Origin of the sequence: Pseudomonas sp. TSRC2-2 (genome assembly GCF_049897785.1) — a bacterium.
Classification (GTDB): Bacteria; Pseudomonadota; Gammaproteobacteria; order Pseudomonadales; family Pseudomonadaceae; genus Aquipseudomonas.
On sequence record NZ_JAFCWZ010000013.1, the window covers coordinates 136,863 to 156,516 of the forward strand.

At 58.2% G+C, this 19,654-nt stretch carries 19 protein-coding genes; 9 read left to right on the plus strand and 10 right to left on the minus strand.

Annotation, left to right across the window (positions count from 1 at the left end):
• The first annotated feature begins 62 nt into the window (after positions 1-62).
• Positions 63-1,196, plus strand: coding sequence for an AGE family epimerase/isomerase (locus tag ACP7D9_RS24665; protein ID WP_426159879.1), 1,134 nt, complete (start codon positions 63-65; stop codon positions 1,194-1,196).
• Positions 1,197-1,316: 120 nt separating this feature from the next.
• On the opposite strand, the gene ACP7D9_RS24670 is transcribed toward ACP7D9_RS24665, so the two are convergent.
• The 8 genes from ACP7D9_RS24670 to ACP7D9_RS24705 form a co-directional block, all read right to left on the minus strand.
• Positions 1,317-2,081 carry an SDR family oxidoreductase gene (locus ACP7D9_RS24670; RefSeq protein WP_186547595.1) on the minus strand — a complete coding sequence of 255 codons (765 nt, stop codon included), beginning with the start codon at positions 2,079-2,081 and terminating at the stop codon, positions 1,317-1,319.
• An 878-nt stretch (positions 2,082-2,959) separates the two neighbouring features.
• Positions 2,960-3,676 carry an ABC transporter ATP-binding protein gene (locus ACP7D9_RS24675; RefSeq protein WP_397479226.1) on the minus strand — a complete coding sequence of 239 codons (717 nt, stop codon included), beginning with the start codon at positions 3,674-3,676 and terminating at the stop codon, positions 2,960-2,962.
• Entirely contained in the window at positions 3,673-4,545 is an 873-nt protein-coding gene (locus ACP7D9_RS24680; RefSeq protein ID WP_426159880.1) for an ABC transporter ATP-binding protein, read from the minus strand. The genes ACP7D9_RS24675 and ACP7D9_RS24680 overlap by 4 nt, the downstream gene beginning before the upstream one ends.
• Positions 4,542-5,846 carry a high-affinity branched-chain amino acid ABC transporter permease LivM gene (gene livM / locus ACP7D9_RS24685; protein ID WP_312997510.1) on the minus strand — a complete coding sequence of 435 codons (1,305 nt, stop codon included), beginning with the start codon at positions 5,844-5,846 and terminating at the stop codon, positions 4,542-4,544. The genes ACP7D9_RS24680 and livM overlap by 4 nt, the downstream gene beginning before the upstream one ends.
• A 3-nt stretch (positions 5,847-5,849) precedes the next feature.
• On the minus strand, positions 5,850-6,764 hold the full coding sequence (locus ACP7D9_RS24690; protein ID WP_016771918.1) for an ABC transporter permease subunit: 915 nt from the start codon (positions 6,762-6,764) through the stop codon (positions 5,850-5,852).
• A gap of 175 nt (positions 6,765-6,939) precedes the next feature.
• Complete coding sequence (locus ACP7D9_RS24695) at positions 6,940-8,073, minus strand: ABC transporter substrate-binding protein (RefSeq protein WP_101157699.1); 1,134 nt, start codon at positions 8,071-8,073, stop codon at positions 6,940-6,942.
• 367 nt (positions 8,074-8,440) lie between these two features.
• Positions 8,441-9,724: an NAD(P)/FAD-dependent oxidoreductase gene (locus ACP7D9_RS24700; protein WP_426159881.1), complete on the minus strand. Its 1,284-nt coding sequence runs from the start codon at positions 9,722-9,724 to the stop codon at positions 8,441-8,443.
• A 147-nt stretch (positions 9,725-9,871) separates the two neighbouring features.
• Positions 9,872-11,362, minus strand: coding sequence for an L-piperidine-6-carboxylate dehydrogenase (locus ACP7D9_RS24705; protein WP_397479228.1), 1,491 nt, complete (start codon positions 11,360-11,362; stop codon positions 9,872-9,874).
• Positions 11,363-11,526: 164 nt separating this feature from the next.
• Between ACP7D9_RS24705 and ACP7D9_RS24710 the strand changes: the two genes are divergently transcribed.
• Positions 11,527-12,426 carry a LysR family transcriptional regulator gene (locus tag ACP7D9_RS24710; RefSeq protein WP_426159882.1) on the plus strand — a complete coding sequence of 300 codons (900 nt, stop codon included), beginning with the start codon at positions 11,527-11,529 and terminating at the stop codon, positions 12,424-12,426.
• Between the two features lie 80 nt (positions 12,427-12,506).
• Here the strand turns inward: ACP7D9_RS24710 and ACP7D9_RS24715 are convergent, their stop codons facing one another.
• Positions 12,507-13,319, minus strand: a complete 813-nt coding sequence (locus ACP7D9_RS24715) for a helix-turn-helix domain-containing protein (protein ID WP_426159883.1) — start codon at positions 13,317-13,319, stop codon at positions 12,507-12,509.
• 174 nt (positions 13,320-13,493) lie between these two features.
• Between ACP7D9_RS24715 and ACP7D9_RS24720 the strand changes: the two genes are divergently transcribed.
• The 5 genes from ACP7D9_RS24720 (at position 13,494) to nadE (ending at position 17,705) form a co-directional block, all read left to right on the plus strand.
• Positions 13,494-14,900: an alanine/glycine:cation symporter family protein gene (locus ACP7D9_RS24720; RefSeq protein ID WP_426159884.1), complete on the plus strand. Its 1,407-nt coding sequence runs from the start codon at positions 13,494-13,496 to the stop codon at positions 14,898-14,900.
• Between the two features lie 183 nt (positions 14,901-15,083).
• A complete protein-coding gene (locus tag ACP7D9_RS24725) occupies positions 15,084-15,353 on the plus strand; it encodes a hypothetical protein (protein ID WP_426159885.1) in 270 nt (89 codons plus the stop codon).
• Positions 15,346-15,600: a hypothetical protein gene (locus ACP7D9_RS24730; protein WP_426159886.1), complete on the plus strand. Its 255-nt coding sequence runs from the start codon at positions 15,346-15,348 to the stop codon at positions 15,598-15,600. Before ACP7D9_RS24725 ends, ACP7D9_RS24730 begins: the two co-directional genes overlap by 8 nt.
• 49 nt (positions 15,601-15,649) lie before the next feature.
• Positions 15,650-16,873 (plus strand): nicotinate phosphoribosyltransferase, encoded by a 1,224-nt coding sequence (pncB, locus tag ACP7D9_RS24735; RefSeq protein ID WP_312997525.1) that lies wholly within the window; start codon positions 15,650-15,652, stop codon positions 16,871-16,873.
• Positions 16,874-16,877: 4 nt separating this feature from the next.
• Positions 16,878-17,705, plus strand: coding sequence for an ammonia-dependent NAD(+) synthetase (gene nadE / locus ACP7D9_RS24740; protein WP_101157714.1), 828 nt, complete (start codon positions 16,878-16,880; stop codon positions 17,703-17,705).
• Positions 17,706-17,858: 153 nt separating this feature from the next.
• Here the strand turns inward: nadE and azu are convergent, their stop codons facing one another.
• Positions 17,859-18,302: an azurin gene (azu, locus tag ACP7D9_RS24745; RefSeq protein ID WP_426159887.1), complete on the minus strand. Its 444-nt coding sequence runs from the start codon at positions 18,300-18,302 to the stop codon at positions 17,859-17,861.
• Between the two features lie 342 nt (positions 18,303-18,644).
• Here azu and ACP7D9_RS24750 point away from each other — a divergent pair, with 342 nt between their 5' ends.
• Together ACP7D9_RS24750 and ACP7D9_RS24755 are read left to right on the plus strand one after the other, a co-directional pair.
• Positions 18,645-19,232, plus strand: a complete 588-nt coding sequence (locus ACP7D9_RS24750) for a TIGR00730 family Rossman fold protein (RefSeq protein ID WP_101157718.1) — start codon at positions 18,645-18,647, stop codon at positions 19,230-19,232.
• 68 nt (positions 19,233-19,300) lie between these two features.
• Entirely contained in the window at positions 19,301-19,498 is a 198-nt protein-coding gene (locus tag ACP7D9_RS24755; RefSeq protein ID WP_426159888.1) for a hypothetical protein, read from the plus strand.
• Positions 19,499-19,654 lie beyond the last annotated feature (156 nt).

Sequence of the window (19,654 nt, forward strand, 5' to 3'; positions counted from 1 at the left end):
CTAAAGGCTGCCTCTCTGCTACCATGTCGCGCAATCGCCCCAGCCCGTGACGACCTCCGCCCATGCCCCACGCTTCCCGCTCCACCGCCCTGCCCGAATTGACCGCCCTGTTTGGCCAAGTGCAGCAGCACTTCCTCGACGTGATCGTGCCGCTGTGGCAAGGCCCGGGCTGGAACGCCGACATGGCGTTACCGTATGAGGCGCTGGACGCCGCGCATCAACCGCTGCCAGCACAACGTTATCGGGCGATGGCCTGCGCACGGCAGCTGTATGTGTTCTCCAGCCTGATCGGGGTTGTGGATAACGCCGAAGTCCGTGCGGCGGCGCTGTTTCGTTCTCTACAACGGCATTTCCATGATGCCGAGCACGGCGGCTGGTTCTACAGCATTGATGCGCAAGGCAAGCCGCTGGACCAGCGCAAGGATCTCTACACCCACGCCTTCATCCTGTTCGCCTGCGCGCATTACTGGGGCAAGTCTCGCGACTCGCTAGCGGAATCGACATTGAACGCCGCGCTGGAAATCATCGGCCGCCGTTTCGCCACCGGTGACGGCTTGTACGAAGCCTGCCTGGAGCGCGACTGGCTCACCCTGCAGACCGGCCCACTGCAAAACCCGTTGATGCATCTGGCCGAAGCCTTCCTCGCCACTCTCGCCGTACGCGAAGATGCGCACACGCAACAAGCCCTGCTTGAGTTATGCACAGCCATGCACAAGCAATTCGTCGATCCGCAATACGGCGTGTTGATGGAAAAGCCGCTGGGCGCTGTGGATAACTGGTATGAGCCGGGGCATCAGTTTGAATGGTATTTCCTGCTCGAATCGTCGCCGCTGTTACGCGATTCGAAACTGCACCGGGCGTTGGATCGGGCATTCGTCTTTACCGAACAATATGGCGTGCTCGAATCTTGCGGCGCCGTACGGGCGATGCTTGATCTGGAAGGTAACGGAAGGCCAAGGGATTCGACGCAGCGGATCTGGGCTCAGGCCGAATACCTGCGCGCGCTGACACTGCGCCCGGAAAGTGAAGCGGCAGTGCTGCGCCAGTTGCAGGCGTTGCAGCAGCGGTTTCTGCATGCCGGGGGTTGGCATGAGTGCCGCGATGAAAACGGCGAAGTCAGTCGCAAGGACATGCCTTCGACCACGCCTTATCATTTGGCGACTTGTTACAGCGGTCTAGCTGAATATCTGCGCTGACTTACAGATCGCTTTTGCGAGCAAGCTCGCCCCCACCTTGATTGTGCTGTTCACCGATAGTGTGTCCGGCGCACTTTCATTGTGGGAGCGAGCCTGCTCGCGAATGGCTTCAGCGCGGTCTCAGGCCTTGTTGCGCTCGATGGCAAACCCGGCCCAGGTCTGGCTTACCGGCATCAGCTCCAGGCTGTTGATGTTGATGTGCGCCGGGGTGTTCATCACCCAGAAAATCGTCTCGGCGATGTCCTGCGGCTGGATCGGCTCGGCGCCGGCGTAGGTCGCGTTGTAGCGCTCCTGATCGCCGGCGAAACGCACCAGCGAGAACTCGCTTTCGCACAGGCCGGGTTCGATGTTGCTTACTCGCACGCCGGTGCCCTGCAGGTCGCAACGCAGGTTCAGCGAGAACTGTTTGACGAACGCCTTGGTCGCGCCATACACGTGGCTGCCCGGGTACGGGTAGTTGCCGGCGATAGAGCCGAGGTTGACGATGCCGGCGCCACGGCCGTGGGCGATCAACCGTGGCAGCAGGAGGCGGGTGGCGTACATCAGGCCTTTGACATTGGTGTCGACCATGGTGTCCCAGTCATCCAGATCGCACTTCGGCGCCGGGTCGACGCCGAGCGCCAGGCCGGCGTTGTTGATCAGGCCACGGAGTTTGGCGAAGGACGGCGGCAGGTTGGCGATTGCCTCCTCCATCGCCTTGCGATCACGCACATCGAGGACAAGGCCGTGCACTTCAGTCTGCTTCGACAGTTCCGCGCACAGGGCATTGAGGCGTTCTTCACGACGGCCGGTCAGCACCAGTTTCCAGCCAGCTTCGGCAAAACGACGGGCACAGGCTTCACCAAAACCGGACGTAGCGCCGGTGATAAACAGGGTGTTGGACATCGTGTTCTCCTTGCTTCGGCTGCCACGGCAGCCCTTGGAATAGAAAATCAGCAGGCAGCATGCCCGCCCTCGCATTCTCGAGCAACCATTGCCCCATGCAGGGGGCCGAAGGCTGCGCCTACATGGGACGAGTTTCAGATCAAAATTTGATCAACGGCCGCTATCCCTTGCCAGGCGTGGCCTGTAGCCATGTGCACGCATGTTATCCACAGTCTGCTCCACAGTTTTCGGGGGCAAGTACAAAGGCGCAAAGCCGCGCCACACAAGGCGTTGCGGGCGAAATGGAAAGTTTTTTTGCTTGACCCTGAGACGATGGATGTGCGGGACAGGGCATTTTGCACGACGGACGGTGCCACCGGGTGATTGCGCGAGGCCAGCAACTACGGCCCTCAGCGAAGTCTTTCCAGAGTTTAGTCACAGACTTATCCACAGGCCTAGTCACAGGAAATGGCTGTCGCCCCGGTTGCCAAAAAAAGGTTGACAACGACGTCTGCCGCTCCTGTGAAAAAGCCTGATCAAAAAACAATCACAGCCTTGAAGGCCACGTTTTATATGGCCTGCAGCCATATACACCCACGTTATTCACAGCCGGTTCCACAGTAACCGGGGACAAGTCAAAACTGTGGAAAAACAGCCATTTGCAGCGTCTATATGTCGCGCTTTGACAGCTTGGTGAATTTGTTTTCCACAATTGCGAGGCCCCGCGCAGATCAACTGTGGGGGCGGGCTTGCTCGCGAAAGCGGTGGGCCAATTGACACGGTGTTTTCTGACACGCTGGCTTCGCGAGCAAGCCCGCTCCCACAGGGATTTGTGGAGGATCTGGAAAAGAAAAGCCCCGGGACTCTCGTCGCCAGGGCTGTGTACAACCGCGAGAAAATCAGTGCCCGCCCAGATAGGCGTTACGTACCTCCTCATTCACCAACAACTCTTTACCTGTGCCGGATAGACGGATTTCGCCGTTGACCATCACATACGCGCGATCCGACAGCTTGAGCGCATGGTTGGCATTCTGCTCGACCAAAAAAATCGTCATCCCGGTTTTCGCCAGTTCACGCAGGGTGGCGAAAATCTGCTTCACCACGATCGGCGCCAGCCCCAGGCTTGGTTCATCGAGTAGCAACAGCTTCGGCCGACTCATCAGCGCACGGGCGATGGCGAGCATCTGCTGTTCACCGCCAGACATGGTCATCGCCCGCTGATTGCGCCGCTCTTCAAGCCGTGGAAACAGCTCGAACATGCGCTGCATGTCCTCTTTGGCGTACTTGTCGCCAATCGGGATGGTGCCCATCAGCAGGTTTTCCTCGACGGTCATGTCGGGGAATACCCGCCGCCCTTCCGGCGACTGCGCAATGCCGTTGGAGGCAATGTAGTGGGATGACTTGTGCGTGATGTCGACACCTTGATAAAGGATCTGCCCGCCCGCCGCTCTCGGCTGGCCGAAGATCGACATCAGCAAGGTCGACTTGCCCGCGCCGTTGGAGCCGATGAGGCTGACGGTCTCGCCTTCGTTGATCTGCAGTGAAACACCTTTGAGGGCCTGGATCGGGCCGTAGAACACGTCCAGATTGCGCAGTTCGAGGATCGGTTGGCTCATACCAGCTCCTCTTCGTCGGCGCCCAGGTAGGCTGCGATCACTTTCGGGTCGTTGCGGATCGCTTCCGGCCCGCCCTCGGCGATGACAATGCCGTGGTCGAGAACCACGATGTGATCGGAAATGCTCATGACCATGCCCATGTCGTGTTCGATCAGCACCACGGTCAGATCGTGCTCGTCGCGCAGCAGCCGGATCATCGCGCTGAGCGCTTCGGTTTCCTGAGGGTTGAGGCCAGCGGCCGGTTCGTCGAGGCAGATGATCTGCGGCCGCGTGCACATCGCCCGAGCGATCTCCAGACGCCGTTGCTGGCCGTAGGACAATTCGCCAGCGAGACGGTTGGCGCAGTCGACCAGATCAACCACTTCCAGCCAGTAGAACGCGCAATCGAGCGCGTCGCTTTCGGCCTTGCGATAGCCCTTGGTGTTAAGGATGCCGGCGAGCATGTTGCGGTTGACCCACATGTGCTGCGCCACCAGCAGGTTTTCCAGCACCGACATTTCCTTGAACAGACGAATGTTCTGGAACGTCCGGGCAAGACCTGCACGGTTCACCAGGTGAGTACCGCCAAACATTTTGTAGTAAAGGCGGCTCAGGAAGGATTTCGGCGAAACGAAATCGGCTGGTTTGAACGACTCGCCCAGCAGTTGAATGACGTTGGTCTGCTGGCCGCGCACATTGAGTTCGATCTTGCCGCCCGAGGCCTTGTAGAACCCGGTCAGGCAATTGAACACCGTGGTCTTGCCGGCGCCGTTGGGGCCGATCAGGGCAAAGATCGAATTGCGTTTGACCTTCAGGCTGACATCGCTCAGCGCCTTGATGCCACCGAAATGCATCATCAGTTTTTCAACAGAGAGTACGACTTCACTCATGGCGCAGTCCTCTCGTAGTGAATGGCCCCTTTGCGTGGTTTGACTCCGGTGCGACTGATGCGAATCAGCCCGCGCGGTCGCCAGATCATCATCAACACCATCAGGATGCCGAACAGCAGCACGCGGTATTCAGCGAAGCCGCGCAGCAGTTCCGGAGCGACGGTGAGCACGAACGCGGCGATGACCACGCCGATGGTCGAGCCCATACCGCCGAGTACGACGATGGCCAGAATCAGCGCCGATTCGAAGAAGGTGAATGAAGTGGGGTTGACGAAGCCTTGATAGGTGGCGAAGAACACCCCGGCCAGACCCGCCGTCGACGCACCGATGGTGAACGCCGAGAGCTTGACCAGCACATGGTTGAGGCCCATCGAGCGGCAGGCGATTTCATCTTCACGCAGGGCTTCCCAGGCGCGACCGACCGGCATTTTCACCAGCCGATGCTTGACGTAAAGCACCGCCAGCACCACGAGGAACAACACCGCGTAGATGAAGTAATACTTCACGTCCGGGTTGTAGGTCAGGCCGAAGAACTCGTGAAACGGCACCCCGCCATCCTTCGCGCGCTTGCCGAACTCCAGACCGAAGAAGGTTGGCAGTGGTGCCGGCATGCCGTTCGGGCCGCCAGTCAGCGACAGCCAGTTGTTCAGCACCAGACGAATGATTTCACCGAAGCCCAGGGTCACGATCGCCAGATAGTCACCGTGCAGACGCAGCACGGGAAAACCGAGAATGCAGCCGGCCAGGCCTGCGGTGATTGCCGCCAGCGGCAGCACGGTCCAGAAACCCAGACCGAGATATTGGTAACCCAGCGCCAGACCGTAGGCACCAATGGCGTAAAACGCCACGTAACCGAGATCGAGCAGACCGGCCAGTCCGACCACGATGTTCAGCCCCAGCCCCAGCAGCACGTAGATCAAACCGAGGATGACCACCCCGAGCAGGTAGGAGTTGGAGACGAACGGCACGATGATCGCCAGTACAATAATCAGCGGAATGATCCAGCGCAGCCGCGATTTGTAATCTGCCGGCAGCACGTGCACGCCTGAACCGCTGCTCTCGAACCCGTCGAGAATCTTCAGGCCCTTGGGCGTTTGCAGGAACAGGCTGAGCGCAAAGCGTCCGGCCATGACGATGGCAATGATCCACGCCACGCGGGTGGCTTCGAGGTTGAAGCTGTAGCCGTCGAGGACCACACCGACAATCGGCCCGAATACGATCAGCGCAATCAGGCCGGCAAGAATCGCCTCGACCAGACTTTTTTTGATATCGATGGATTTTTCAGTGGTTGTTGAAGACATCGCTTACACCTTCGACACAAGAGGACGGCCCAACAGACCTTGCGGTCGGAAGACCAGAACAAGTACGAGCAGCGAAAAGCTGAACACGTCTTTGTAGTCGGAGTTGACCAGGCCGGAGAACAGCGACTCGGAGATGCCGAGGATGATCCCGCCGAGCATCGCGCCGGGCAATGAACCGATCCCGCCGAGTACCGCTGCGGTAAACGCCTTGATGCCGATGATGAAGCCGGCATAGAAGTCGAACGTGCCGTAGTTCATGGTAATCAGCACGCCAGCGAGTGCTGCCATGGCTGCACCGATAATGAACACGTAGGAAATCACCCGGTCGGTGTTGATCCCCAGAATCGAGGCCATCTTGCGGTCTTGCTGGGTGGCGCGGCACATGCGGCCGAGCTTGGTGTATTTGATGACGTAGGTCAGCAGCCCCATGCCGACAAACGCGGCAATCAGAATGAAGACTTTGGTGTAGGTCAATTGCACGAAGCCGGTGCCGACTTCGACACGCCAGGCACCGGTCAGCAGCGTAGGCACGCCCTGTTGTTTGGCGCCTTGGGCGATCTGTGCGTAGTTCTGCAGAATCAGCGAAATACCGATGGCGCTGATCAGCGGCGCCAGGCGGGTCGAGTTACGCAGGGGTTTGTAGGCGACACGCTCGATGACCCAGCCATACACCGCAGTGACGACGATGGTGAAGATGAGCGTGCCAAGCATCAGCAGCGGGAAGGATTCGATACCGAAGTAAGCCAGCAGAGCCAGACTGATTGCCGCCAGGTAAGCGGAAATCATGTAAACCTCGCCGTGGGCGAAGTTGATCATGCCGATGATGCCATAGACCATTGTGTAGCCGATGGCGATCAGGCCATAGACCGACCCGAGGGTCAGGCCATTGACCAGTTGCTGCAGGAAAATACCATCCATAACGCAATCTCACGCAGTGAGAACCTGCGCGCCAATGGCGCGCGGTTCTTCTAGGAAAAATACAGATGTACGTCGGAGCAATGTCGGAGCGCGACCGATGTGTTCACCACCACCCACTGTGGGAGCGGGCCTGCTCCCACAGGGATTTATGGTGATCAGTTGATCGCTTCAGCCCTTACTTCTGCTTTTCCAGCTGGTGGTATTTGCCGTCCTTGTCCCACTGGTAAACCACGTAGTCGGAGACTTTCAGGTCGCCTTTGGCGTCCCAGGTCTTCTCGCCCATCACGGTTTTCACCGGGTTGGCCTTCAGCCACTTGGCAGCGGCTTCGCCGTCGTTTTTCTTCGCGCCGTTGAACGCTGCCGCCAGGGTCTGAACCGAGGCGTAGGCGTACAGGGTGTAGCCCTCAGGCTCCGTGCCGGCCTTGCGGAACGCGTCCACTACGGTCTTGCTTTCCGGCAACAGGCGCGGGTCGGCGCCGAAGGTCATCAGCACGCCATCGGTGAATTGCGGGCCACCTGCGGTGGTCACCAGTTCGTCGGTAACGATGCCGTCATCGGACATGAACTTGACGTCTTTCAGACCTTGTTCACGCAGCTGACGCACCAGCGGACCGGCTTCCGGGTGCAGGCCGCCGAAATAGACGACATCGGCGCCGGCGCCACGGATCTTGGTGACGATGGTGCTGAAATCTTTCTCGCCACGGGTCAGGCCTTCGTACAGCACAGGCTTGACGCCGCGTTTTTCCAGCTGAGCCTTGGTGGCATCTGCCAGGCCCTGGCCGTAGGTGTCCTTGTCGTGCAGCACGACAACCTTCTTGCCCTTGAGCATGTCGACGATGTAGTCGCCAGCAACGATGCCCTGCTGGTCGTCACGTCCGCACATACGGAACATGGCGCTCAGGCCGCGTTCGGTAACTTGCGGGTTGGTCGAGCCCGGGGTGATCGCGATGATCCCGGCTTCGTCGTAGATTTCCGAGGCTGGAATGGTCGAAGAGGAGCAGAAGTGGCCAACCACGCCGGCGACTTTCTGGTTGGTGAGGTCCTTGGCGACCGTCACCGCCTGCTTCGGCTCGCACGCGTCATCGCCTTTGACCAGGACGATTTTTTCCCCATTGACACCGCCCGCCGCGTTGATCGCGTCGGCCGCCGCCTGTGCACCCTTCATGTACTGCTCACCAAATGCCGCGTTGGCACCGGTCATCGGACCCGCTACACCGATCTTGATATCAGCTTGAGCAAACGCAGAAACACCCAGCGCAGTAGCCACTGCGAGGGCAAGAAAGCCTTTCTTGTAAAACGTCTGGGACATGAGGTGGTGCTCCAAGGTTTTTTTAGTTGGCACTGCGACTTCACTTCACTCAAAGCTCAGAGCAAGGCCCGTGCCATCGGTTTTTTATTCTTCAAAAAGTCGCTGCATTGTTGTTATTTCGACTGTTTCGTTCCCATTTTCATTGGGCGTGCAACCGTCTAAACCGCGGAAGGTGAAACCGTATATTTATTCAGGCGCAACCCGCACGCGCCATCATTGCAACCGCAGCGGCAAAGTACGTGCAACCAGCCTGTAACAGCGCGCGTCACCGAACTGCACACTGCTGGTGCGGGACTGCTACAACCCGCACCATTACAGGCTAGTCGCTGGATGCAAAAGCGCCGCTTCCGGCAACAAATTTCAACACTCAAATGACGATGCGCAAGCACTGGCCCGCGTGATACAGCGAGAAACCGGCCTCATACAGGCAACTGCGCAAGCCGACGCCCGCCAGGGGCTGCATCGGTGCGAAAGGAATCGGCAGTGCCTGCGGATCGCCGTTGCACAGGTAATCGGCGAAGGCCTTGCCGACCACAGTGCCAGTGGTCACGCCGCGTCCGTTGTAGCCGGTGACTGCTAACAGACCCGGCGCCGGTTCGAACAGGCGCATCAAGTGATCCGGCGTGAACGCAATGCGCCCGGTCCAGGTGCATTCCCACTCGACCGGCTTCAGATTGGGGAAATAATGCTGCTGCACCCGGTCGGCCCAGGCCTTGAGAAACCAGGTCGGTTTCTGATTGCCATTGCCGAGGCTGCCGAGTAGCAACCGCCCTTCCTTGTCGCGGCGGATGCTGCTCAGCACCTGACGGGTGTCCCACGAGCCCTGCCCGCCCGGAAGAATTGCCTGCGCAGCGTCCTCAGTGAGCGGCACCGAGGCGACCTGATAGTAATAGCCTGGAAAGAAATTGCGCTTGAGTTCGGTCCAGTCGCCTTCGGTGTAGGCATTGGAGGCGATGACCACTTGCTCGGCCAGCACCGAACCCTGTGCGGTCTGCACCGACCACTTCGGCCCGACGCGTTCGAGGCGCGTCACCGGCGAATGATCGAACATCTGCCCACCGAGCCCGCGCACGGCATTGGCCAGCCCGGTCACATACGCCATCGGGTTGAGCGTGCCGGCACGGCGGTCAAGCAACGCGGCGGCGATTTTCTGCGTGCCGGTGGCTTGCTCGCAGGCCTTGCCTGTCAGCAGTTCGACCGGCGCGCCACGGCGCTTCCACTGCTGCTCGCGACTGCGCAGGTCGGCCTCGCCCTTGGCGTTATGCGCCATGTGCAAAGTGCCTTCGCGGCGCAACTGGCAATCGATGTTGTATTTGTCCACAAGGCTGAACACCAGCGCTGGCGCTGCGCCGAGCATGCGGTTGAGCTGACTGCCGACCGCCTCACCAAAGCCAGCCTCGATCTCGTCCGGAGGAATCCACAGGCCGGCATTGACCAGCCCGACGTTGCGCCCGGAACCTCCGTGCCCTGCGCGATGAGCCTCCAGCACGCAGACGTTTTTGCCTTTTTCCAGCAAATGCAGCGCCGCCGACAACCCGGTGAACCCGGCGCCGATCACGCAGACATCGACCTTGACCTCACCCTTGAGCGCCGAATTCTCCGGCCGTTGTGGCGTGAGCTTTTCCCACAGACATTCTTCGCGTAACGGCATTGCCAGACTCCAACTGAAACCCAACAAACACTGGCTACCCTGTGGGAGCGGTCTTGCTCGCGAAAGCGGTATATCAGCCAATATCCATACCGGCTGACACACCGCATTCGCGAGCAAGCTCGCTCCCACAAAGGCGATCTCGACCTGTCAGTCGAATGTGATGCCCTGCGCCAACGGCAATTCCAGCGAGTAGTTGACGGTATTGGTCTGCCGGCGCATGTAAGCTCGCCACGCGTCGGAGCCGGACTCACGGCCGCCGCCGGTCTCTTTTTCGCCACCGAAGGCGCCGCCGATTTCCGCACCGCTCGGGCCGATGTTGACGTTGGCGATGCCGCAGTCGCTGCCGACAGCCGACATGAACCGCTCAGCCTCACGCACATCGGTGGTGAAGATGCACGACGACAGTCCTTGCGGCACGGCGTTGTTCAAGCGCAGCGCTTGCTCGAAATCGCTGTAGCCAACCACGTAAAGAATCGGCGCGAAGGTTTCGCTGCAAACCACGTCGCTCTGTTCGGGCATTTCGACGATGGCCGGCGACACGTAGTAGGCGTTGGGGAACTGATCTTCAAGTTGGCGCTGACCGCCGAACACCCGACCGCCTTCGCTGAGCGCCTGCTCCAGCGCGTCCTGCATGTTTTCGAAGCTGTGCTTGTCGATCAGCGGCCCGACCAGATTGCCTTGCAGCGGATGGCCGATGCGTACTTTCGAATAGGCAGCCTTCAGGCGGGTGACGATTTCTTCCTTGACCGATTCATGGGCAATCAAACGACGCAAGGTCGTGCAGCGTTGCCCGGCGGTGCCAACGGCGCTGAACAGAATCGCGCGCACCGCCATGTCCAGATCGGCGCTCGGGCCAAGGATCATCGCGTTGTTACCGCCCAGTTCAAGGATGCTGCGGGCAAAACGCGCGGCGACTTTCGGCGCCACTTCGCGGCCCATGCGCGTGCTGCCGGTGGCGCTGATCAGCGCAACACGCGGATCATCGACCAGCGCTTCGCCGGCATCGCGACCGCCGATCACCACTTGGCACAGGCTCGCCGGGGCATCACTGAAATTCTTCACTACGCGATCAAACAGCGCCTGACAGGCCAGCGCGGTCAGCGGGGTTTTCTCCGAAGGTTTCCACACCACCGGGTTGCCGCAGACCAGCGCCAGCGTGGTGTTCCACGCCCACACCGCGACCGGGAAGTTGAACGCGCTGATCACCCCGACCACGCCAAGCGGATGCCAGGTTTCGCGCATGTGGTGGCCCGGGCGCTCGGAGGCGATGGTCAAACCGTACAACTGGCGCGACAGGCCCACGGCGAAGTCGCAGATGTCGATCATCTCCTGCACTTCACCCAGACCTTCCTGAGTGATCTTGCCGGCCTCCCACGACACCAGCTCGCCAAGGTCGGCCTTGTACTCGCGCAACACTTCGCCGAACTGGCGCACCAGCTCACCGCGACGCGGCGCCGGCACCTTGCGCCAGTGCTCGAATGCATGATCTGCGCGACTGATGTGCTGCTCGACTTCGGCCGCGCCTTCCCAGTTCACCGAGGCAATTTCGCTGCCATCGATGGGCGAATGCACCGGCACTTTGCCGTTCTGGTACAGGGCCGGGTTGACTCCCAGACGATCAAGCAATGCGGCAACCATCGGTCTCTCCTCAAGCAAAAACAGAATGTGTGCGGCCATGCTTGGCAGGGCCGGGCAGGCCTTTAGTTGTAGCGTCACCAGAGCGATGCAACAAACGACCTTTACGCCAGATATCATTCCGTTTATTCATGCTGCGTACAGAAAGACAAGAAAAAGGACTGGCCATGCTGAACAAACGCCACTTGCCCTCGATCACCGCGTTGCAATGCTTCGAGGCGGTGACCCGGCACTTGAGTTTTACCCGCGCCGCCGAAGAGCTGAACCTGACCCAGAGTGCGGTAAGCAAACAGGTCGCGCAGCTTGAAGAACTGTTGCAGCACTTGTTGTTCCGCCGCGTGCGCCGCCGCTTGCAGATGACACCGGCCGGCGATTTGTATCTGGTCGAAGTCAGAAAAATCCTCAGCCAAGTGGAGATGTCGACGCATTACCTGCGCTCCTACGGCGGAGAGACCGAAGTCCTGCGCGTCTCCACCCCTTCGACCTTCGGCGCGCGCTGGCTGGTGCCACGTCTGAAAGGCTGGCGCCTGCGTCACCCGTCGATTCATCTTGATTTGTGCAATGAGCAGGAAGCGGATGATCTGCTGCAGGGGCGCAGCGATCTGGCCTTCTATTTCGGCCAGGCCTCACGCCCGGGCACGGAATGCCTGAAATTGTTCGGCGAAGAACTGGTGCCGGTCTGCGCCCCGGCCAGCCTGCCCGACGCGCCATTGACTGACCCGACGCAACTGACCGATCTGGTGCTGCTGCAGAATGCCTCGCGACCGCAGGCCTGGCACGATTGGTTCGACAGTCAGGGCTACCACACCGAACACAGCTATCACGGGCCGCGTTTCGAAACCTTTTATATGTGCATCCGCGCCGCCCAGGTCGGCTGTGGCGTGGCGCTGCTGCCACGGTTTCTGGTGGAAGAGGAATTGGCCGAGGGCAAGCTGGTCATTCCCTGGCAGCATGCGATGCCCAGCAGCGATGCCTATTACCTCGCTTACCCGGAGCACGCGGCGGAAGTGCCAAAGGTGCGCGATTTTGTTAAGTGGATGCTCGAACAAATCGACAATCCCCTGTAGGGGCTGTCGAGTGCAACGAGGCTGCGATCTGTTGATCTTCAAAATCAACAGCCTCGCTCCATTGGGATTTTTAACTGAGGTTATCCGGCGATAACAAACAGGCCCTCGACAATCCGGGATTGGGCCAGGCGCGCGCGCAAATCATCATCAATGGCGCGATCATCAGGCTTATACAAACGAACACGGCGGTACGCGTCGACGTGATTGATTTCCTGCCCCAGATATTCCCATACGACCCTTGAGCACGCGGGAGCGCGATGATCCGCAGCAGAAACACCCATCTTCAACCCATTGAGCCGCGTTATGCAGCTTTTGAAGCTTGGAATAAGAATGGTCTGGCATATTTCGTTGGAGGTCAGCGATTCATAATCGATAAAAAACAAGCGATCCCGAAGGTGATAGGCGATGCCCAGATATTGATACCGTTCAAAGTCCTCTGCAGTGCCAGAGATCTGTAAGCGCTCGTTTCGCTCATATACGATGTCATCGCCCTCCGCTCGCACATGTACCAGCGAGCACAGAATGGAGCCAGGTTCAGTCATTGCGTGATAGTACTCGTAGTAATAACCAATATGCGCTCTTAATTCCGGTGAAGATTGCTGACGCAGATGTTCATGCATCAATTGTGGCGCGCCCCTTTCACTTGGCGTGTGACGCTGACCTGCTTTGACGCCTGTCAGGGCGATGAACTGCTCTGTAGGTTGAATAATTTCAGACTCTTCGACTCCAAAAAATTCGCAGATGCGCTTTAGGTTAAAAGGCGTTGGAATGCTTTTTCCACACAGGTATTTATTGAATTGCCCACGATTGATGCGAACTTTCCTACAAACCTCCGCGACAGATCTGTAATGGCTACATAGCAACCTCAAGTTCGCCGAAAGAAAATCAGACATTCAATAACCCAACAAAGACCAGAAAGGCGCAACCATAGCAGCAACTCGCATCACATTTAAGCAACTTGCGAAATTGCATCGAATCAAATATGGCGGGATATTACGCCGTCCGAAGGAATTCAGGACTGACGACACCATTGATTTGCCAGCACTCTATATAGCAAGGAGCTTTGAATGCTTGATGTCATCAACGATTTTCTTTCGAGCAGGGTGTTAATACCTTTTGTTCTCGGATTAGGAGCGTATTTCACGATCCGATCAGGATTTGTTCAACTACGATACTTTCCTCATATGTTCGGCGTCTTACGGGGTAGCTGGCGCGCAAACGGTCAGCATTTGAGTTCACTCCAGGCGCTGACACTCAGCCTTGCCGGGCGCGTGGGTACCGGAAACATCGTCGGGGTCGGAATTGCAGTAGGTTTGGGTGGGCCAGGCGCTGTGTTCTGGATGTGGATGACTGCGCTTTTGGGCATGTCGAGCAGCTTCTTCGAATGCACGCTAGGCCAGCTCTACAAACGCAGCGATGGCAACGGCCTCTATCGAGGGGGCCCGTCCTGGTACATTCAGTATGGTCTGAACAAGCGCTGGCTCGGGTTGATCGTAGCCATGCTGATGCTGGTGACATTCGGATTTGCCATCAATGGTCTCGAATCCCATGCAGTATCGCACTCCCTGAAAGACGCATTCGGCTTGCCGCCCTTGTGGTCGAGCCTCGCGCTTTCCCTGATGCTGGGCATCGTATTCATCGGTGGTATCACGCGTATTGCAGCAGTCGCCGACCTGTTGGTTCCTCTGAAGGTTCTCGCCTATATCGGCGTGACGGCGTACGTACTGGTGCTGCAGTTTGAACAAGTACCGACAATGCTGATGACCATTATCAGAAGCGCATTCGGTCTGGATCAAGCGTTCGGCGGCTTGATCGGCAGCGCGATTATCATGGGCGTCCGACGAGGCGTCTTTTCCAACGAAGCCGGACTGGGCAGCGCCCCAAATGTCGCGTCGGTAGCGAAGGTGAGTCATCCGATTGCACAAGGTGCGGTCCAGGCATTGAGCGTTTTCATCGACACGTTTGTAGTCTGCACCTGCACCGCACTGATGATCTTGTTGTCCGGCATCTACAGTCCGGGATTTGAAGGCGACGCAATTGCCCTGGCCCAGAACTCGTTGGCCGCCGTGGTCGGGGACTGGGGACGGTCGTTTATAAGTATCGTGCTGGCATTGTTCGTATTCACGGCGATGCTCTACAACTACTACCTCGGAGAAAACAGCTTACGGTTCATGTTTGGTGAGACGAAGAAAATGCTGATCATCTATCGGCTCGTGGTATTAGTCATGGTGTTCTGGGGGGGCAATGAGGATTTATCCACAGTTCTGGCTTTTGCCGATATCACCATGACTTTACTGGCGCTCGTAAATTTGATGGCGATGGCGCTTCTTTTCAAAATATGCCTGCGTCTCTTGAATGATTATGAAGTTCAACGTCGCAGTGGAATCAAGACACCCGTTTTTGATTCGAAACTGTTTCTCGAGCTAGACCTTGACCCAATTGCATGGCCACCGGTGCCAGCGCCCAAAACATAACGAAACGTAGCAACCCGGCTCTCTACCGAGAGCCGGCGGGCAACCCGTCCACGCTTACAAGTTAGAGTTTCAGTTATAAGAGAACAGTAATAACTGCGCGACACACCAGCACACTCGAGCAGTAAAACCAGAAAAAATGAACTTCTCAATTTCCTTCATCAGCAACACTCGTGGAACTTATGAATGACTCGCTTCTACCCACTGAAAGCAAACGCAACCAACATCCCCACCTTTTTCATAGACTCATATGCCGCACGTGATCGGTTATTCGAAGACGCCTGTTTCAGAATCCGCGCTGCCACGAGCCTTCTTGAAGCGTTCACGTCCATCACTATCAAAGGCACCAACGACTCCGACTTTTATCAACTCATACTTCCTGCCTATTTGTTGCTCCAGGACGGTGTGGATACGTTGGAACAGATTTCGTTCAAGGGAGACGACCTGCATGCCTAAGATAACAACCGATGAAATGATCAGAGCAGCGATGTTCAAGGCAGTGGAAACAAATTTGATACCGAGGCATTCGTTACTCGCCGAGTATTTGAAAAGCTGGAAGTGCATCGAGCAAGTACTTCATGCCGCGCTTGAGGTGCAACCGAAAATGAGCAATTTCTGCGGTTTGAGGTGTATCGCCTCAGAGGATCTGTCACCTGAAAGCAAAAAAGCGCTGGCAATCCCCACCGCTGATATGCGCCACTAGCGCCATCGATATGGACCGCGCCAGGCGCGGCGCAACTGGAGACCCGTTTATGAGCGAGAGTGTGTTTGCCGATCGCATCGTGCAGAACCTGCTCGACACCGACTTCTACAAGCTGACGATGATGCAGGCGGTGCTGCACAACTACCCCAACGTCGAAGTCGAATGGGAGTTCCGCTGCCGCAACGCCGAGGATCTGCGCCCGTATCTGGCCGAAATCCGTCATCAGATCGAGCGCCTTGCCGAGCTGAGTCTGAGCCCTGATCAATTGAGTTTTCTCGAGCGCATCACGTTCCTCAAACCGGATTTCCTGCGTTTCCTCGGCCTGTTTCGCTTCAACCTGCGCTACCTGCACACCGGTATCGAGAACGGCGAATTGTTCATCCGCCTGCGCGGGCCATGGCTGCACGTAATCCTTTACGAAGTGCCGCTGCTGGCGATCGTCAGCGAAGTGCGCAATCGCTATCGCTACCGGGAGACCTCGCTGGAGCAGGCGCGCGAACAGCTCTATCGCAAGTTCGACTGGCTCACCGCCAACGCCTCTGCCGATGAACTGGCGCAACTGCAGGTCGCTGATTTCGGCACGCGCCGGCGCTTTTCCTTTGGCGTGCAGGCGGAAGTGGTCAACGTGCTCAAGCATGATTTCCCCGGGCGCTTCGTCGGTACCAGCAACGTGCATCTGTCCCGCGAGCTGGACATGAAACCGCTGGGCACCATGGCCCACGAATGGATCATGGCTCACCAGCAACTCGGCCCACGACTGATCGACAGCCAGATCGCCGCGCTCGACTGCTGGGTCCGCGAGTACCGCGGCCTGCTTGGCATCGCCCTCACCGACTGCATCACCACCGACGCATTCCTTGGCGATTTCGATCTGTTCTTCGCCAAGCTCTTCGACGGCCTGCGCCATGACTCGGGGGACCCGGTGGAGTGGGGTGAAAAGTGCATCGCGCACTATCACAAGCTCGGCATCGACCCGATGAGCAAGACCCTGGTGTTTTCCGACAGTCTGACCCTGCCAAAATCGTTGGAGATTTTCCGCGCGCTGCACGGTCGCATCAATGTGAGCTTCGGCATCGGTACCAACCTCACCTGTGATATCCCGGGTGTCGAGCCGATGAGCATCGTGCTTAAAATGACCGCCTGCAACGGCCAGCCGGTGGCGAAGATCTCCGACGAGCCCGGCAAGACCCACTGCAAAGATCCGAATTTCGTCGCCTATTTGCGACATGTGTTTCAGGTTCCTGCCGAATCCAGTCTATCTAGCAAGGAGTGAATTCATGCAAGCCGTACAGCGTGAGATTGCTGAGCAGCTCAAGGTGCAACCACCGTTCGCCGACGATCAGGCCCTGCAGGCGGAAATCGCCCGGCGCCTGCGTTTCATCCAGGATTGTCTGGTCAATTCCGGGCTCAAGGCCCTGGTGCTGGGCATCAGCGGCGGCGTCGACTCACTGACCGCAGGCCTCTTGGCCCAGCGTGCAGTACGTGAACTGCGCGAAAAAACCGGCGATGACCGCTACAAATTCATCGCCGTGCGCCTGCCGTATGAAACCCAGTTTGACGAGCATGACGCCAAGGCCTCGCTCGACTGCATTGCCCCTGACGAAATCCACACCGTGAACATCGGCCCGGCGGTCAAGGCGCTGGCTGCTCAGGTCTCGGCGTTCGAAGGCAAACCGGCAGCGTCGGTGGACTTCGTGCTGGGCAATACCAAGGCGCGCATGCGCATGGTTGCGCAGTACACGATTGCCGGGGTGGCTGGCGGTCTGGTGATCGGCACCGACCACGCGGCAGAAGCGGTGATGGGCTTCTTCACCAAATTCGGTGACGGCGCCTGCGACCTCGCCCCGCTCAGCGGCCTGGTGAAAAATCAGGTGCGCGCCATTGCCCGCAGCTTTGGCGCGCCGGAGTCTTTGGTCGAGAAAGTGCCGACAGCCGACCTCGAAGACCTGTCGCCGGGCAAGCCGGACGAAGCTGCGCATGGCGTGACCTATGCCGAGATCGATGCGTTTCTGCACGGTGAAACCGTGCGGGACGAGGCGGCGAAGATCATCGTCGATACGTACAACAAGACCCATCACAAGCGGGTCATGCCTTTCGCACCTTGAAGTATTGAGGAGCCTGTAGGAGCTGACGAGTGCAACGAGGCTGCGATCTTCTGATCTTGAATCTTGCTTTGAAGATCAAGATCAGAAGATCGCAGCCTTCGGCAGCTCCAACACAAAAAAAGCGTCCCGGAGGACGCTTTTTTTATGCCTGAATCACTTGACGACGATAGTGCCTTTCATCATCGAGATGTGGCCCGGGAACGAGCAGAAGAAGCCGTAGCCACCGTCAGCCACCTTGGCCACGTCGAAGGTCACCGAATCGGTTTCCTTGGCGCCGATGATCTTGGTGTGCGCCACAATGCGCGCGTCGCCATCCTTCAGGTAGTTCTTGTCGATACCGGCTGCCAGACCGTCGGTAGCGATCGGCTGCATGTCAGTTTCTTTGCTGATCACCAGGTTGTGGCCCATGACGTTTTTCGGCAGGTTGCCGGAGTGGGTCAGTTCGACGGTGAAGGTTTTGCAGCTTTTGTCGATCACGATTTCCTTGGTGTTGAAGGACATCTGATCGGTGGAATCTACGGTGGTTTTGCACTCGGCAGCCATCAATTGGCTGCTGGCCAGCGCCAGCAGGGATACCGCAACAACTTTGGAAAACATGGTGAATCTCCAAGGCAGGGTTAACAAAAACACTAGTGGTGGAAAGACTGCCTGAAATCTTCGCAAGTTCCTATGACTTGTGTCAAAAATTGTATACAACTTTCAGGCTATGACACTCATCGACACAATCTAACGGCCATTGCGTTCGGCCAGCCCTATGATCGGCGCATCTACTGAAACGGAGTGCCTGTCATGTTCTTCAACGGTCTGTTGTGCAGTTTGCTTGCCGCCTACGCCTGTGGCGCCAGCGGTACATTTGAATCGCCCGAACGCGAAGTCTAATCCTTGGAGCGCGGCGTGCCAGCCGTTACCCTGTGCGACTGATCGATTCAGGAGTAACGCATGTCGCTGAAATCCGTTTGTGTGTTTTGCGGTGCCAACGCCGGTACCGTGCCGGCTTATACCGAAGCCGCCGTGGCCCTTGGCCGGGCTCTGGCAAAGCGCAAGTTGACGCTGGTCTACGGCGGTGGCGCCGTCGGTTTGATGGGCATTGTCGCTGACGCAGCACTGGCCGCTGGCGGCGAAGTGATCGGCATCATCCCGCAAAGCCTGATGGACAAGGAGATCGGCCATAAAAGCCTGACACGCCTGGAAGTGGTCGACGGCATGCATGCGCGCAAGGCGCGGATGGCCGAACTCAGCGATGCCTTCATCGCCCTGCCCGGCGGCCTCGGCACGCTGGAAGAGTTGTTCGAAGTCTGGACCTGGGGCCAGCTCGGTTACCACGGCAAGCCTTTGGGGCTGCTGGAAGTGAACGGTTTCTACAGCAAACTCACGGACTTTCTCGATCATATCGTCGGCGAAGGCTTCGTTCGCGCGCCACACCGTGACATGCTGCAAGTGAGCGAATCGCCAGATTCCCTGCTCGACGCCCTCGATCAGTGGCAGCCGACCGTCACGCCCAAGTGGGTCGACCAAAAACCCGGTTAACCCCCCGGCACCGATACAGGGCAGAATACGCGCCGCTCAACCTCACCTTCGACCCAAGAGGATCGCCCATGGCCAAACCCAATTACTCCTTCGCCAAACGTCAACGAGACCTGGCAAAGGAACAGAAGAAAGAGGAAAAGCTTCAGCGCAAGAAGCAAACCGCTGAAGAAGCGGCACTGAACCCTGACGGGGAAGTGGCGACCGATGATGATGTTGATGCACCCGATATAACCGATGCACCGAAAGATCAGACGCCCGACGCCTGAGCCCCACCGGGTTTGATGATCGAATCAGACCCTGCGGATTTGTGACGGGGCTGGCGGTTTTGCTGCCGGCCCTCACAGCCCTGCTTTCCCTGCCACACCAAAATCCCTGTGGGAGCGAGCCTGCTCGCGAAAGCGGTGTATCTGTTACAAATCTAT

Coding starts and splice junctions, on each gene's coding strand:
- ACP7D9_RS24710 (WP_426159882.1), top strand. CDS start 11,527: ATGCTGAACAAACGCCACTTGCCCTCGATCACCGCGTTGCAATGCTTC.
- ACP7D9_RS24755 (WP_426159888.1), top strand. CDS start 19,301: ATGGCCAAACCCAATTACTCCTTCGCCAAACGTCAACGAGACCTGGCA.
- ACP7D9_RS24700 (WP_426159881.1), bottom strand. CDS start 9,724: ATGCCGTTACGCGAAGAATGTCTGTGGGAAAAGCTCACGCCACAACGG.
- ACP7D9_RS24680 (WP_426159880.1), bottom strand. CDS start 4,545: ATGAGTGAAGTCGTACTCTCTGTTGAAAAACTGATGATGCATTTCGGT.
- ACP7D9_RS24665 (WP_426159879.1), top strand. CDS start 63: ATGCCCCACGCTTCCCGCTCCACCGCCCTGCCCGAATTGACCGCCCTG.
- ACP7D9_RS24705 (WP_397479228.1), bottom strand. CDS start 11,362: ATGGTTGCCGCATTGCTTGATCGTCTGGGAGTCAACCCGGCCCTGTAC.
- ACP7D9_RS24730 (WP_426159886.1), top strand. CDS start 15,346: ATGCCTAAGATAACAACCGATGAAATGATCAGAGCAGCGATGTTCAAG.
- ACP7D9_RS24695 (WP_101157699.1), bottom strand. CDS start 8,073: ATGTCCCAGACGTTTTACAAGAAAGGCTTTCTTGCCCTCGCAGTGGCT.
- ACP7D9_RS24670 (WP_186547595.1), bottom strand. CDS start 2,081: ATGTCCAACACCCTGTTTATCACCGGCGCTACGTCCGGTTTTGGTGAA.
- ACP7D9_RS24690 (WP_016771918.1), bottom strand. CDS start 6,764: ATGGATGGTATTTTCCTGCAGCAACTGGTCAATGGCCTGACCCTCGGG.
- ACP7D9_RS24720 (WP_426159884.1), top strand. CDS start 13,494: ATGCTTGATGTCATCAACGATTTTCTTTCGAGCAGGGTGTTAATACCT.
- ACP7D9_RS24725 (WP_426159885.1), top strand. CDS start 15,084: ATGACTCGCTTCTACCCACTGAAAGCAAACGCAACCAACATCCCCACC.
- pncB (WP_312997525.1), top strand. CDS start 15,650: ATGAGCGAGAGTGTGTTTGCCGATCGCATCGTGCAGAACCTGCTCGAC.
- azu (WP_426159887.1), bottom strand. CDS start 18,302: ATGTTTTCCAAAGTTGTTGCGGTATCCCTGCTGGCGCTGGCCAGCAGC.
- ACP7D9_RS24675 (WP_397479226.1), bottom strand. CDS start 3,676: ATGAGCCAACCGATCCTCGAACTGCGCAATCTGGACGTGTTCTACGGC.
- ACP7D9_RS24715 (WP_426159883.1), bottom strand. CDS start 13,319: ATGTCTGATTTTCTTTCGGCGAACTTGAGGTTGCTATGTAGCCATTAC.
- ACP7D9_RS24750 (WP_101157718.1), top strand. CDS start 18,645: ATGTCGCTGAAATCCGTTTGTGTGTTTTGCGGTGCCAACGCCGGTACC.
- nadE (WP_101157714.1), top strand. CDS start 16,878: ATGCAAGCCGTACAGCGTGAGATTGCTGAGCAGCTCAAGGTGCAACCA.
- livM (WP_312997510.1), bottom strand. CDS start 5,846: ATGTCTTCAACAACCACTGAAAAATCCATCGATATCAAAAAAAGTCTG.